The organism is Pseudacidovorax sp., from assembly GCF_017991995.1.
GTDB lineage: Bacteria > Pseudomonadota > Gammaproteobacteria > Burkholderiales > Burkholderiaceae_C > Xenophilus.
In genome coordinates this window covers 36,093-50,493 of sequence record NZ_JAGOPN010000014.1, presented here as the reverse complement: position 1 = coordinate 50,493, position 14,401 = coordinate 36,093, and the positions used below count along the sequence as shown (strand labels likewise).

General features: G+C 69.4%; 11 protein-coding genes. 1 reads left to right on the top strand and 10 read right to left on the bottom strand.

The features are described 5' to 3' along the window. Position 1: 1 nt before the first annotated feature. The 6 genes from KBC94_RS18720 to ccsA form a co-directional block, all read right to left on the bottom strand. Positions 2-2,941 carry a ribonucleoside-diphosphate reductase subunit alpha gene (locus tag KBC94_RS18720; RefSeq protein WP_294373388.1) on the bottom strand — a complete coding sequence of 980 codons (2,940 nt, stop codon included), beginning with the start codon at positions 2,939-2,941 and terminating at the stop codon, positions 2-4. Between the two features lie 349 nt (positions 2,942-3,290). Continuing rightward, the gene (gene ampD / locus KBC94_RS18715) at positions 3,291-3,881 is read right to left on the bottom strand and encodes a 1,6-anhydro-N-acetylmuramyl-L-alanine amidase AmpD (RefSeq protein ID WP_294373384.1); all 591 of its coding nucleotides are present in this window, start codon (positions 3,879-3,881) and stop codon (positions 3,291-3,293) included. Beyond that, positions 3,865-5,403 carry a sigma-54 dependent transcriptional regulator gene (locus tag KBC94_RS18710; protein WP_294373381.1) on the bottom strand — a complete coding sequence of 513 codons (1,539 nt, stop codon included), beginning with the start codon at positions 5,401-5,403 and terminating at the stop codon, positions 3,865-3,867. The genes ampD and KBC94_RS18710 overlap by 17 nt, the downstream gene beginning before the upstream one ends. Positions 5,404-5,407: 4 nt before the next feature. Then, positions 5,408-7,105 carry an ATP-binding protein gene (locus KBC94_RS18705; RefSeq protein WP_294373379.1) on the bottom strand — a complete coding sequence of 566 codons (1,698 nt, stop codon included), beginning with the start codon at positions 7,103-7,105 and terminating at the stop codon, positions 5,408-5,410. Next, positions 7,102-7,341: a PP0621 family protein gene (locus KBC94_RS18700; protein ID WP_294373376.1), complete on the bottom strand. Its 240-nt coding sequence runs from the start codon at positions 7,339-7,341 to the stop codon at positions 7,102-7,104. The genes KBC94_RS18705 and KBC94_RS18700 overlap by 4 nt, the downstream gene beginning before the upstream one ends. After that, on the bottom strand, positions 7,341-8,150 hold the full coding sequence (gene ccsA / locus KBC94_RS18695; RefSeq protein WP_294373374.1) for a cytochrome c biogenesis protein CcsA: 810 nt from the start codon (positions 8,148-8,150) through the stop codon (positions 7,341-7,343). The genes KBC94_RS18700 and ccsA overlap by 1 nt, the downstream gene beginning before the upstream one ends. Positions 8,151-8,275: 125 nt before the next feature. On the opposite strand from ccsA, the gene ffh reads away from it, so the two are divergent. Then, positions 8,276-9,670, top strand: a complete 1,395-nt coding sequence (ffh, locus tag KBC94_RS18690) for a signal recognition particle protein (protein ID WP_294373371.1) — start codon at positions 8,276-8,278, stop codon at positions 9,668-9,670. Between the two features lie 178 nt (positions 9,671-9,848). On the opposite strand, the gene mdoH is transcribed toward ffh, so the two are convergent. The 4 genes from mdoH to KBC94_RS18670 all read right to left on the bottom strand — a co-directional run bounded on the left by mdoH (position 9,849) and on the right by KBC94_RS18670 (position 14,384). Beyond that, positions 9,849-11,858 carry a glucans biosynthesis glucosyltransferase MdoH gene (gene mdoH / locus KBC94_RS18685; RefSeq protein WP_294373369.1) on the bottom strand — a complete coding sequence of 670 codons (2,010 nt, stop codon included), beginning with the start codon at positions 11,856-11,858 and terminating at the stop codon, positions 9,849-9,851. A 9-nt stretch (positions 11,859-11,867) separates the two neighbouring features. Beyond that, positions 11,868-12,071 carry a hypothetical protein gene (locus tag KBC94_RS18680; protein WP_294373366.1) on the bottom strand — a complete coding sequence of 68 codons (204 nt, stop codon included), beginning with the start codon at positions 12,069-12,071 and terminating at the stop codon, positions 11,868-11,870. A 181-nt stretch (positions 12,072-12,252) separates the two neighbouring features. Continuing rightward, positions 12,253-13,671, bottom strand: coding sequence for a sigma 54-interacting transcriptional regulator (locus KBC94_RS18675; RefSeq protein WP_294373364.1), 1,419 nt, complete (start codon positions 13,669-13,671; stop codon positions 12,253-12,255). Between the two features lie 41 nt (positions 13,672-13,712). Then, on the bottom strand, positions 13,713-14,384 hold the full coding sequence (locus KBC94_RS18670; protein ID WP_294373361.1) for a hypothetical protein: 672 nt from the start codon (positions 14,382-14,384) through the stop codon (positions 13,713-13,715). Positions 14,385-14,401 lie beyond the last annotated feature (17 nt).

Genomic DNA, 14,401 nt, shown 5'->3' with positions numbered 1-14,401 from the left:
ATCACTGGCAGGCTTCGCAGCCCGGATCGTCGATGGCGCAGAACTTGATGTCGGTGGCGGGCACCGCGTTCATCTGCGCTTGCGCCGCGGCGGCTGCGGCTTCGAGTGCGCTGGGCGCGCTGGCTGCAGCAGCGGGCTGCATGGCCATGGACGAGCTGCCACCGGAGGACACGGCGTTGAGGCGGCTCGATTGCACGGTCGACTTCTCGGCGTGCGTGGCGCTGATGGTGCGCAGGTAGTAGGTGGTCTTGAGGCCGCGCGTCCAGGCCAGCGTGTAGGTGTCGTGCAGCTTCTTGCCCGAGGCGCCGGCCATGTAGATGTTCAGGCTCTGGGCCTGGTCGATCCACTTCTGGCGACGCGCGGCGGCTTCGACCAGCCACTGCGGCTCGACCTCGAAGGCCGTGGCGTACAGCGCCTTCACGTCCTGCGGCACACGGTCGATGGGACGCAGCGAGCCGTCGAAGTGCTTGAGGTCCATGACCATCACGTCGTCCCACAGGCCCAGGCGCTTGAGGTCGCGCACCAGGTAGTGGTTGATGACGGTGAATTCGCCCGACAGGTTGGACTTGACCGACAGGTTGCCGAAGCAGGGCTCGATCGAGGCGTCCACGCCGATGATGTTGGAGATGGTCGCCGTCGGTGCGATGGCCACGCAGTTGGAGTTGCGCATGCCGTCCTGCTTGATCTTGGCGCGCAGCGCGTCCCAGTCGAGGGTGCGCGAGCGGTCCACCTCGACATAGCCGCCGCGGGCCTTTTCCAGCAGGTCGAGCGAATCGATGGGCAGGATGCCCTTGTCCCACAGCGAGCCCTTGAAGCTGCTGTAGCGGCCACGTTCGGCGGCCAGTTCGGTGGAGGCCCAGTAGGCGTAGTAGCAGATGGCTTCCATCGACTTGTCGGCGAACTGGACGGCCTGCTCGCTGGCATAGGGGATGCGCAGCTCGTACAGCGCGTCCTGGAAGCCCATCAGGCCCAGGCCCACCGGGCGGTGGCGCAGGTTCGAGTCGCGCGCCTTCTTGACGGCGTAGTAGTTGATGTCGATGACGTTGTCGAGCATGCGCATGGCGACCGAGATGGTCTTCTTGAGCTTCTCGTGGTCGACGCCACCGTCCTTCAAGTGCTGAAGCAGGTTGACCGAGCCCAGGTTGCAGACGGCGGTCTCGGTGTCGCTGGTGTTGAGCGTGATCTCGGTGCAGAGGTTGGACGAGTGCACCACGCCGGCATGCTGCTGCGGCGAGCGCACGTTGCAGGCGTCCTTGAAGGTGATCCAGGGATGGCCGGTCTCGAACAGCATCGAGAGCATCTTGCGCCACAGGTCGGTGGCGGGCACCGTCTTGGCGGGCTTGATCTCGCCGCGCGCGGCCTTCTCTTCGTAGGCGACGTAGGCCTTTTCGAAGTCGGCGCCGAACAGGTCGTGCAGGTCGGGCACGGAAGAGGGCGAGAACAGCGTCCAGTTGCCCTTTTCCATCACGCGGCGCATGAACAGGTCGGGGATCCAGTTGGCCGTGTTCATGTCGTGGGTGCGGCGGCGGTCGTCACCCGTGTTCTTGCGCAGTTCCAGGAACTCTTCGATGTCCAGGTGCCAGGTCTCCAGGTACGTGCAGACCGCGCCCTTGCGCTTGCCGCCCTGGTTGACGGCCACGGCCGTGTCGTTGACCACCTTGAGGAAGGGCACGACGCCCTGCGATTCGCCGTTGGTGCCCTTGATGTGCGAGCCCAGGGCGCGCACGCGGGTCCAGTCGTTGCCCAGGCCGCCGGCGAACTTCGACAGCAGCGCGTTTTCCTTGATCGACTCGTAGATGCCGTCCAGGTCGTCGGGCACGGTGGTCAGGTAGCAGGACGAGAGCTGCGAGCGCAGCGTGCCGCTGTTGAATAGCGTGGGCGTGGACGACATGAAGTCGAACGAGGACAGCACCTCGTAGAACTCGATGGCGCGCGCCTCGCGGTCGATCTCGCCCAGCGCCAGGCCCATGGCCACGCGCATGAAGAAGGCCTGCGGCAGCTCGATGCGGCTCTTGCGCACGTGCAGGAAGTAGCGGTCGTACAGGGTCTGCAGGCCGAGGTAGTCGAACTTCAGGTCACGGTCGGCCTTGAGCGCGGCGCCCAGGCGGGCCAGGTCGTACTGCAGCAGCTTCTCGTCGAGCAGCTCGTTCTCGACGCCCTTCTTGATGAACTGCGGGAAGTAGTCGGCGTAGGCGGCGCCCATTTCGGCGTGCGCCACTTCGCGGCCCAGCACTTCCTTGACGATGGTGTGCAGCAGCAGGCGCGCGGTGGCGTAGGTGTAGTCGGGATCCTTCTCGATCAGCGTGCGGGCAGCCAGGATCGAGGCCTTGTAGACCTCGTCCAGCGGCACGCCGTCGTACAGGTTGCGCATGGTCTCGGCCACGATGGGCTCGGCCTTCACGCCATCGCCCAGGCCGACGCAGGCGGACTGCAGCAGCGATTGCAGGGCGCCCATGTCCAGCGGAACTCGCTCGCCGCCGTCCAGCACATGCAGTTGCGGCGCGGCGGCCGCAGCCGTCTGCTCGACTTGCTTGGAGCGCTCTTGCGCACGGCGCTCGCGGTAGAGCACGTAGGCGCGGGCGACTTCCTGGTAGCCGCCGCGCATCAGGCCGAGCTCGACCTGGTCCTGCACGTCCTCGATGTGGAAGGTGCCGCCGCCCGGGCGCGAGCGCACCAGCGCGCGGACCACGGCCTGCGTCAGGCCCTCGACCGTCTCGCGCACGCTGGCCGAGGCCGCGCCCTGCGTCCCGTGCACCGCCAGGAAGGCCTTCATCATCGCCACGGTGATCTTCTCGGGCGCGAAGGGCACCACGGCGCCATTGCGGCGGATGATCTGGTAGTGGGCGAGTGCGGGGGCCGTCGTGCCCGTCACGTCGCGGCCGGCGGGCATCGTCGGCAGGGGCTGGGCGGAGGTGGCAGGGGAGTTCAAGGCAGTCTGCATGCGGTTCCTCTTGAGGGGGCTTGGTGTTCGTCGATCAGGGCGCGGGCGGGCAGGGATCCATGCCGCCGCGTCGATGGAGGGGCACTATATCTGGTGTCCGGAGGAGAGCCAATGCACTACCGGTAGTGTTTGGTCGGGCTGCCGGGTCAAGCTTGACTTCCGGTGAAACCCCAGGATTTCGCGCCGGAGCCAAGCAGCAGTAGGTGCCTGCGCGGCCGAGGCCGCAACGATGGGGCTTGGCGGGCGATTTGGCGCGCAAACCCGCATGAACAGGGGCTTGGCGACGTCCGGCCATCCGGCCCGCCCCGGAGCGCTGGCGCCATCGCTCCCCGGGGTCCGATTGAAAAATTTAAGGAGCGGCCGGGAAGGCGATGGCGGTGCCCGCCAGCTGCCGCGCCAAGCGGGCCCAGTCGAAGCCCGGCCCCGGGTCGTATTTGCGGCCGGGGGCGATGTGTTCGTGGCCGGCGATGTGGGCAATCGGATAGCGGGCCGACAGTGCCCGCGCGAGCTGGGCCAGCGTCTCGTACTGCGCGTCCTCGAAACGCTCGCCTTCCAGGCCTTCCAGTTCCACGCCGACCGAATCGTCATTGCAGTTGGCGCGACCCCGCCACTGCGAGACGCCCGCGTGCCAGGCCCGGTCGTCCACGCTCACGAACTGCCAGAGTTCGCCATTGCGACGGATGTAGAAGTGCGCCGAGACCTCCAGGCCCCGGATCTGCGCGAAGTAGGGATGCGCGTCCCAGTCCAGCCGGTTGGTGAAGAGCTGCTGCACCTCCTCGCCGCCATAGTGGCCGGGCGGCAGGCTGATGGAGTGCACCACCAGGAGGTCGATGCAGGCTCCCGCCGGACGGGGGCCGAAGTTGGGGGTGTCCAGCCGCCGCGCCGCCCGCAGCCAGCCACCGTCCCAGGGGGCGGTGTCGGGCTCAGTCATCGTCGCCATGCGGCACCGCGATGCCCAGACGCGCGATGCGGTAGCGGATCTGGCGCAGGCTCAGGCCCAGGCGCGCTGCGGCGGCGGTGCGGTTGTAGTTGGCCTCGCGCAGCGCGCGCTCGACGATGCCGCGTTCCTGGTCGTCGAGGTACTGCTGCAGATCAGTGGGCACGGGGGGGGCTCCCGCGACTGCCGGCGATCGGGTGGGCGCGGCCTCCGGCACGGGAACGGCCGTCACGGCGCCCGGCGCTGGCGTGGCAAAGAGCGGCATGGACAGGTCCTGCATACCGCTGCCGTCCGCGGCCTCGACGTCCAGCTGCAGCGTGTCACCCTCGCTGAGTGCCACCGCGCGATGCAGCAGGTTCTCCAGTTCGCGCACGTTGCCGCGCAGCGGATGCGATTCGAGCTTGAGCAGCACCTGCATCGTCATCCTCGGCACCGGCTGGCCGCTTTCCTCGGCGATGCGCGCCAGCAGGGCGGTGCACAGGGCCGACAGGTCTTCCCGGCGCTCGCGCAGCGGCGGCAGCCGGACCTCGATCACGTTGAGGCGGTAGAACAGGTCCTGCCGGAAGCGGCCCGCCAGCACCTCGGCCTGCAGGTCCTTGTGTGTGGCGCTGACGATGCGCACGTCCACGGGCTCCTCCTGTGTGCTGCCGATGGGGCGCACGCAGCGTTCCTGGATGGCCCGCAGCAGCTTGGACTGCATGGCCAGCGGCAGGTCGCCGATCTCGTCGAGGAAGAGCGTGCCCCCGCGCGCCGCCTGGAAGTAGCCGTCACGGTCCTGCATCGCGCCGGTGTAGGAGCCCTTGCGTGCGCCGAAGAACTCGGCTTCCAGCAGCGCCTCCGGAATGGCGCCACAGTTGACGGCGACGAAGGGGCCTCCCGCCCGTTGGCTGCAGCCGTGCAGGGCGCGCGCCACCAATTCCTTGCCCGTGCCCGATTCGCCGTGAATCAGCACCGGCGCCATGCCGCGTGCCACACGCACGATGCGGGCCTTGACGGCGCGCATGACGTCCGACTCGCCCACCAGGCGCGCCAGCGCGGCGCGGGCCGCGGGCGCGACGCCTGCCTCGGCCGGCGCTTCTTCGGCCGGCACGATCGGCGCGGACTCGCGTGGCGACGCGGGACGTGCCGGCGTGCCGCCCGGGCGCTCCTGCACGGCCGAGGCCACCACGCTGCGGAACTGCTTCAGGTCCACCGGCTTGGTCAGGTAGTCGAAGGCGCCCGCCTTGAGCGCCTCGACAGCGTTCTCGGCCGAGCCGTAGGCGGTCATCACGACGCAGCGCTCGCTGCGCTGGTGGCGGGCGATGCGCTGCAGCAGTTCCAGGCCGAGGCCGTCGGGCAGCCGCATGTCGGTGATCACGGCATCGAAGCGGTTGGCCTGCAGGTGCTGCCACGCCTCCTCCACGCTGCTGGCCGCTTCGACCAGGTAGCCCTCGCGCAGCAGGGTCAGCTCGTAGAGGGTGCGCAGGTCGGGCTCGTCGTCCACGACGAGGATCTGCGCCGGCGGCGATGCGGGAGAACTGCTCACCGAGCTATTGTGGCAAAGCGCCCGCCTGCGCTGGCGCGAAGCTCAGCAGGAAGGCATTGCCGGCCGGCACGTCGGGTGCGGGACGCAGGCGTTCGTAGCGGATGGTGGCCCCATGGCGCTCGCACAGCTCGCGGCAGATGAACAGGCCCAGCCCGCTGGAGCGGCTCTCGGACGAGAAGAAGGGCTCGAACAGGTGGCGTTCCACGCCCTGCTCCAGGGGCGCGCCGTCGCTCCAGACGGCCAGGGTGGGCCGGCCGTCGCCCGCGGCGAAGGTGTGGACGCGGATGGATTCCTCGCCCGGTCCTGCATAGCGGGCGGCGTTGTCCAGCAGGTTGACCAGGATGCGCCGCAGGTGCTCCTCGTTGAAGCGCACCGCCGGCAGACTTTCCACCAGGCGCAGGGCCGGCTGCGCGCGGCCGCTCTGGCGGCTCCACTCGTCGACCATGGTGTAGACGCTGGCGGCAAGGGGCAGGGCCGTTCCCTGGCCCAGGTCACTGCCCTGCTGGCGCACGCGCGCGACGTCCAGCACCTCGTCGACGATGCGGCCGAGCCGGCGTGCGTTCTGCTGAACCATGGCATTGAGGCGCTGCTGTGCCGGCTCGGTCAGATCCTCCTCCAGCAGGGCGCTGGCCTGCGTGATGGCGGCCAGCGGATTGCGGATCTCGTGCGCGACGGCCGCCGACATGCGGCCCATCGCAGCCATCTTCTCGGTGCGGATGCGGGCTTCCAGCTGTCGCAGGTCCTGCAGGAACATCACGCAGAAGCCGCGGTCGCGGGCGCCGTCCACGGCCGTCAGCCGGGTGCGCACCCGCAGCTCGCGCGGCGTGGCCTGAGGCTGGGCGATCGGCAGGTCGGCGCCGAGGTCGGCCCTGTCCTCGAAGGTGCGCTGCGCCAGGCTGGCCAGCGGCTGCCACGCCGGATGGGCCAGCAGCGAGCGCGGCAGCGAGCCGCGGTCCAGCCCGCCCCCCAGCAGGGCATCGGCGGCCGGGTTGGCCGTGTGCACGCGGCCGGCCTCGTCCACCACCAGCACGCCTTCGGCCAGCGCCTCGATCACGAGGGCATTGATCTGCGCCTGCAACTGGGCCGAATCCTGGCTGCGGCTGGCGCGGGCCTCTTCGCGGGCCAGCCGCAGCGCCAGCTGGTGGGCCAGCAGCGACAGCACGAACAGGCCCGTGCCGGTCAGTGCGGCCTGGAGCAACCGGCCCGGCCCGTCGGGGCCGGCCGTGAGCTGGAAGCGCAGCGCCTCGGCCAGCATCAGCAGCGTGGCGGCCGAGGTGGTGGCCAGCCCGACCACCAGGCCCCCGGCCACGGCCGCCATGAGCACCGGAAGGGCCAGCAAGGGCGTGTAGTTGACCGTGGTGCCGGTCTGCAGCGCCTGAAGCAGTGCGAACACGGCAACGTCGAGGCCGATGCACAGCAGCCAGGTCATGCCCAGCCGTCGCAGCGGCAGGCGCGCGGGTGTACGCAGCCGGTCGGCCAGGGTGAAGGCGGCGTAGAGGGCCGTGATGGCCAGGGTCGGCGCGTGCGTGGACTGGCCCAGGGCGAAGGCAATGCCCTGCAGCGCCAGCAGCAGCAGTCCCACCGCCGGCCGGGCCGTCATGAAGCCACGCCACACCCGCTGCAGGGCCTGGCTGCGCTCGGTGCGGGTTTCCAGCGCGGACCAGTCCGTGTTTGACGACGGAAAGTCCGTGTCCGGTGTCATGGCTCCGCGGCGTTGCGGTGCCGGTCGCTGCAATAGGTGCCGTGGCGGCCGGACACGGCGTCGGCGGCCGGCAGGTGCAGGCCGCAATGGGCGCAGCGCACCATCTGCTGTGGCCCCCGGACGGCCGGCCGGGCGTTGGGCCGGGGCGGCGATGCGGCGTCCAGTTCTTCCTGGCGGTTGCGCCGCCAGATCCAGATGGCCACGGCCACCACGAGGGTCACGAGCAGGAATTTCATCAGGCGACGGGCCGGTGCAGCACCACTTCGAGCACGAAGCGCGAGCCCACGTAGGCCAGCAGCAGCAGCACGGCCCCCGCATAGAGCACGCGCTTGGCCGTGCGGCCCCGCCAGCCGAAGCGGCTGCGGCCGGCCAGCAGGATGGCGAAGCTCAGCCAGGCCAGCAGCGAGAACACCGTCTTGTGGTCCCACTTCCAGGCGCGCACCTGGGGCCCGTAGAGCGTCTCGCTGAACAACAGGCCCGCCAGCAGCGTGGCCGACAGCAGCACGAAACCGGCCGTGACGAAGCGGAAGGTCAGGCGCTCCAGCGTCAGCAGCGGCAGGCCCGCATGCGGATCGGCCGCCTGGCGGATGCGCTGCTCGGCCCGCGTCATGAGCCAGGCATGCACCACAGCTGCGCCGAAGAGCCCGTAGCTGGCGATGCCCAGTGCCAGATGCAGCGGCAGCCAGGGCGAGGCATTCATGTGCAGCGGCGAACCCGGAAAGGCTGCGGCCAGCAGTGCCGCCAGCGCGCCCAGCCCCGCCAGCACGCGGCGCACCGTCAGGCCCGGGAAGAGCCGGCTTTCCACGGCATAGACCGTCATCACCAGCCAAGCCGTGATCGACAGGGCCGGTGCGAAGCCGAAGCGCGGCGTGCCTGGCAGCAGGCCGGCGGCCAGCGCTGCCGCGTGCAGCAGCCACGCGATGGCGACGACGGTCTGGGTGGCGCTGCGGTTGAGCTTGTGGGAGAAGGCGGCGGCCACGCCGTAGGCCGCGGCCGTGGCGATGCCCAGGGCCACGCTGAGTGGGGAGGGGCTCGCTAGAATCATCCGCTGAGTTTAGCCTTTGGCCCCCAGCGGACGGGGCCCGCCGGACACCCCGCCGTGCCCGCCCCGGACTCGGCCGCCGCCGCGGCGCGGCCGCTTCCTTCCCCAGCCTTCTTCCCCTCCCATCCATGGCCACCGCCCTCACCGACAAGTTCTCCCGCCTCGTCAAGCAGATGAGCGGGCAGGCGCGCATCACCGAAACCAACGTGCAGGACATGATGCGCGAGGTGCGCATGGCGCTGCTCGAGGCCGACGTCGCGCTGCCGGTGGTGCGCGACTTCGTCAACCGGGTCAAGGACAAGGCGATGGGCGAGGAGGTGATGGGTTCCCTCAAGCCCGGCCAGGCGCTGGTGGGCATCGTCAACCGCGAACTGGCGGCGACCATGGGCGAGGGCGTCTCGGACATCAACCTCAACGCCCAGCCGCCGGCCGTGGTGCTCATGGCCGGCCTGCAGGGCGCCGGCAAGACCACCACCACCGCCAAGCTGGCCAAGCACCTGATCGAGAAGCGCAAGAAGAAGGTGCTGACCGTCTCGGGCGACGTCTACCGCCCGGCGGCCATCGAGCAGCTCAAGACGGTGACGAAGCAGGCCGGCGCCGAGTGGTTCCCCAGCACGCCCGACCAGAAGCCGCTGGACATCGCCCGCGCCGCGCTCGACTACGCCAAGCGGCACTACTTCGACGTGCTGCTGGTCGACACCGCCGGCCGCCTGGCCATCGACGAAGTGCTGATGGAGGAAATCAAGACGCTGCACGGCGCCTTGAATCCGGTCGAGACCCTGTTCGTCGTCGACGCCATGCAGGGCCAGGACGCGGCCAACACCGCCAAGGCCTTCAAGGACGCGCTGCCGCTGACCGGCATCATTCTGACCAAGATGGACGGCGACTCGCGCGGCGGTGCGGCGCTGTCGGTGCGGCAGATCACGGGCGTGCCGATCAAGTTCGCTGGTACCAGCGAGAAGATCGACGGGCTGGAGGTCTTCGACGCCGAGCGCCATGCCGGGCGCATCCTGGGCATGGGCGACATCGTGGCGCTGGTCGAGCAGGTCTCGGCCGGTGTCGACATGGAGGCGGCCAAGAAGCTCGCCACCAAGGTCAAGAGCGGCCACTTCGACCTGGAAGACTTCCTGGCCCAGTTGCAGCAGATGAAGCAGATGGGCGGCCTCTCCAGCTTCATGGACAAGCTGCCCACCCAACTGGCCGCCAAGGCCAGCGAGGCCGACCTGACGCGCGCCGAGCGCGACATTCGCCGCAAGGAAGGCATCATCCACAGCATGACGCCCACCGAGCGCCGCAAGCCCGAGCTCATCAAGGCCAGCCGCAAGAAGCGCATCGCCACGGGCGCCGGCGTGCAGGTCCAGGAGGTCAACCGCCTGCTCAACGAGTTCGAGCAGATGCAGGGCATGATGAAGAAGATGAAGGGCGGCGGCCTCATGAAGATGATGAAGCGCCTGGGCGGCATGAAGGGCATGCCCGGGCTGCCGGGAATGGGCGGGCCGGGTGGGCCCAAGCTGCCGTTCTGACGCGAGGAGCGGGTCGCCCGGTCATGCGGTCCGGTTGACCCGAGGCCGTTCGGGCTGAGCCTGTCGAATCCTCGGCGCAAGCCCTTCGACCCATCCATCCTTCGGTAAAACTACCGATCTCCCAAATGAAAAACGCCCGCGAAATTCGCGGGCGTTTTGTTTTGGCGAGGCGCCGGACTCAGGCTGCCTTCAGGGCCAGTCGGTCCGCGTGGGCCCACGCGCGGCGCAGCACGGCGGGCGACCGGGATTCCTCGGGAATCAGCAGGTAGTGACGCTCGCGCATCACGCCACCGACATCGATGCGGCTGGTCAGCACGGCCATGGGAATGGCCAGCAGCAGCGGCAGGCCGACGGGCATGAGCCACACCAGCGCGCTGGCGTCGATCAGCGCCACGCCGCAGGCCAGCACAGCCACCAGACCGCTCATTGGCGCCAGGCGGTTGAAGGCCTCGCTCCACGGCACGGCGGCCGCTTCCCGCGGGGGCGACTTCCACTCCAGCTTGAGGCCGGTCAGGGCGACGATCACGAACAGCGAGTGGGCCAGCATGCGCACGGGTGCCTGCACGATGGCCATGACGCTTTCCAGCGCGGCGCTCTTGAACAGGCTGAACGCACCGCCGAAGTTCTTCTGCTCACCGCGCATGAACACCGCGGCCACGCCTAGGATGCGGGGCAGGAACAGCAGGCACAGCGTCCAGATCCACAGTCCGGCCAGCTCCATGGGCAGCACGGCCCAGTCCTGGACCAGACGCGAGCCGGTCAGCCACAGGGCGGTGCCCAGGGTCATGAAAGCCAGCCACATCGGGGCGGACACATAAGCCATCGTGCCGGTCACGAACATGGCGCGGTGCACGGGGTGGATGCCGGGCTCGGCCATCAGGCGGGCGTTTTGCAGGTTGCCCTGGCACCAGCGGCGGTCACGCTGCAGTTCGGCCAGCAGATCGGGCGGCTGCTGCTCGTAGCTGCCGACCAGGTCGGACACCAGCCAGACGTGGTAGCCGGCGCGGCGCATCAGGGCGGCCTCGACGAAGTCATGGCTCATGATGCCGCCGGACATGCCGCCCGTGCCCTTGATCGGGGCCAGCGCGCAGTGCTCCATGAAGGGCGCGACGCGGATGATGGCGTTGTGGCCCCAGTAGTGCGATTCCCCCAGCTGCCAGAACTGCATGCCCAGGGTGAACAGGCGGCCCGTCACGCGGCTGGCGAACTGCTGCGCGCGTGCGTGCAGCGTCACGTGGCCGATGGCCTGCGTGGCGGTCTGGATGATCCCGGCGGTGGGATTGGCTTCCATCAGCTTGACCATGCTGGTCAGGCAGTCGCCGCTCATGACGCTGTCGGCATCGAGCACGACCATGTAGCGGTAGTCCTTGCCCCAGCGGCGGCAGAAGTCGGCCACGTTGCCGGCCTTGCGGTGCGTGCGGCGGGTGCGCAGGCGGTAGTACACCTCGACCTGCGGCTTGTTCGGGCTGTCGGCAAAGGACTGGGCCAGGGCGGCGCGCAGTTCTTCCCACGCGGCACGTTCGGCCTTGGCGATCTCGGGGTTGTAGCTGTCGGACAGCACGAACACATCAAACTGCTTCGCATGGCCGGTGTTGGCCACCGATTCGCAGGTGGCGCGCAGGCCGGCGAACACCGTGGCCACGTCCTCGTTGCAGATCGGCATGATGATCGCGGTGCGGGCCTCCGGATTCATCGGATGGTCGGCGACCTGCTTGGCCGACAGGGCGTACTTGTCGCCACGCACAGACACGTAGAAACCCATCAGCGCGGTCACGAAGCCGGTGACCACCCAGCCGGAGAGCAGGCCATACAGCGCGATCTGGCCATATTCCAGGAAGGCGTTGTCGTAGTAGGGCTGCACCTGGGCAAACAGGGCCGAGGCCAGCACGGTGCTGAACAGGGCCAGCATCGTGAAGGTCAGTCGGCGGCGCTTGGCGGCGCGCTCCCAGGGCTGGACCGGACCGGCAGGCTGGGCGGCCGCGGTGGCACGACCCGCGCCCATCTTGAGCAGGAGGGCGGTGCCGATGCTGTTCCAGAAACCGCGCCAGGGGCGAGGCGTCATGGAACCGCGGTTGATCGGGGGCGCAGTGACGGCGTTGGGATGGCGTTCCTCGCGGGCGGCAGGGCGGCGCGGCTGGAACTGCTCGGGCGTCAGGACCTTCAGGTGCGAAAACTCGTTCGGTTTCATGGCGAGTCCTTACCAGTGCTGGAAATTCGAAAGGGGGGTCTCACCGATGGCGGGGAGGCGCTTGAAGACGCAGTCCGCGCTGGCGCTGGCGGCGAGTGCCGGCGCATGGGCCTGGCTCCGCGTCGAGCGGGCGCGCGCCGTCTGCGCGTTCTTGCGACGCAGGGCGTCACGCTGCGGACGCAGGATGACAGGGGGGGTGGTGAGGAGGGTCATGCAGGCTATGGGGCAATCCCCATGCCAACACGATTTAATTGTTGAAAATCAGCGAGTTACGGAGATTTTCTCGATTGATTCTTGGCGTTTTCAGCCGTCGCGGCCGTAATAGCACCGAATCTGTCGCCACAGCCCGACAACTCGCCGAGGGGTGGCGGCCAATCCTTTTCAAATCAACGACTTAGCCCTGTCGCTCGTCGGCGACAGGCTCCGAAGCGCCAGCGACGCCGTCGTTCTTGAAGTGGCCTGGCGTGAGTTCGTGCTTCTGCAAAAGACGGTAGAACTCGGTGCGGTTGCGGTCGGCCAGGCGCGCGGCATCGGCCACGTTGCCGTCGGTCAGCTTGAGCAGCCCGACCAGGTAATCGCGCTCGAAGCGCTGCTTGGCCTCGGCATAGGTCTGCACCTCCACGGTGGGCACGCGCAGCGCCCGCTGCACCAGTGCCAGCGGGATCAGCGGCGAGCTCGACAGGGCGCACACCTGCTCGACCACGTTGTAGAGCTGGCGGATGTTGCCCGGCCAGGGGGCCGTGGTCAGGGCCTTGAGCGCCTCGGGCGCGAAGCCCGACAGCCGCTTGCCGTACTTGCCGGCCAGCTTCTGCAGGAAGTGGTTGGCCAGTAGCGGGATGTCCTCGCGCCGGGCCGACAGCGGCGGCAGCGTGAGCGTGACCACGTTCAGGCGGTAGTACAGGTCCTCCCGGAACTGGGCGGTGGCCATGGCCGCCTCCAGGTCGCGATGGGTGGCGGAGATGATGCGCACGTCCACGGCAATCGCCTGCGTGGCACCCACCGGGCGCACCGCGCGCTCCTGCAGCACGCGCAGCAGCTTGACCTGCAGGGCGGGTGGCATGTCGCCGATTTCGTCCAGCATCAGCGTGCCGCCATCGGCCTGCTGGAACAGCCCCTTGTGGTTGGCGTGGGCGTCGGTGAAGGCGCCCTTGACGTGGCCGAACAGCTCGGATTCCAGCAGCGCCTCGGGAATCGCTCCGCAGTTGACGGCCACGAAGGGCTTGCGTGCGCGGTCGCTGGCCTTGTGGATGGCGCGGGCCAGCACTTCCTTGCCGGTGCCGGAGTCGCCACGCAGCAGCACGCTGGCGTCCGACTTGGCCACCATGCGCGCCTCGGCCAGCACCTCGGCCATGCGGCTGGAGCGGCTGACGATCTCGGCGCGCCAGCTTTCGTCGCCGCCCGCGGCCGGCGTGGCGGCGGGGGCGCCCAGGGCCATCGCCTGGCCGATCTTGTCGAGCAGCTCGCGGGCGTCGTAGGGCTTGGTGAGGTAGGTGAAGACGCCGCGGGATGTCGCCTCCACCGCGTCGGGAATGGTGCCGTGCGCCGTGAGCAGGATCACCGGCAGCGTCGGATGGCGCTTGCGGATCTCGTCGAACAGCTGCAGCCCGTCGCGTCCGGGAAGGCGCACGTCGCTGAGCACCAGCCGCGGATGCTCGATCTCCAGTTGCGTGAGCGCCGACTCGGCCGAGGTTACGGCCGTGACCTGGTAGCCCGCCGCAGCCAGGCGCAGCGACAGCAGCCGCAGCATGTCGGCATCGTCGTCCACGACCAGGATGCGGGCGCCGGTGGCGGCGGCTTTGGCGGTGTCGCTCATGGGCTTGCCTGGATCGGGTGGGTGCGGCCGGGCCGGCCGGTTCAGGGCGAGGGGCGCGCCGCGCCGTTGGACGGGCGGCCGAAGCTGCGTTCGATGGCGCGCAGCGCCTCGATGCGGTCATTGAGGTGGTCGATGCGCCGCTGCGCTTCCTTGAGCTGCGCCACCTGCCGGTCGCGGTCGTCCTCGACGCGGCGCTGCTCCAGGTAGCGGGCGGCCAGCACCCGCGCCAGCGGCTGCAGCGGCTGGGCCTCGGCCTGCGTGCTGCCGGCGACGCGCTGCATCAGGGCCGTGGCGCGCGCCAGATCGGCAGGGTTGCGGGTCTGCGCCAGCGCCAGGGCCAGCTGCATCTGCAGGGGGGCCGAGTCGCCGGGGTCGCCGATGCGGGCGATCTCCGCGGCCGCCTCGCCAGACTGCAGGCTGCGGGCCCGGTCGGCGTAGGCCAGCATGCGGGACAGCGCTTCGCTGCTGGCACTGCCGTAGCCACTGGCTGCCATGCCGTTGCCAGCCGACTGCATCTGGGTGGCTGGGGCGACGGGTTGCACTTCCACCGGCTGGACGGCCGGCCGGGTGGCCGGCACGGGTGGGTTGGCCGTGGTGGCTGGCGCAGGGGCCGGCACGCTCGGCGTGGGCGCTGGGGTGGCGCAGCCTGCCAGCACCCCGGCCAGGACCAGGGCAACGGCAAGGAGAGGGCTGCGGACGGACAAGGTCGTCATGGGCGTGGGGTTGGGAG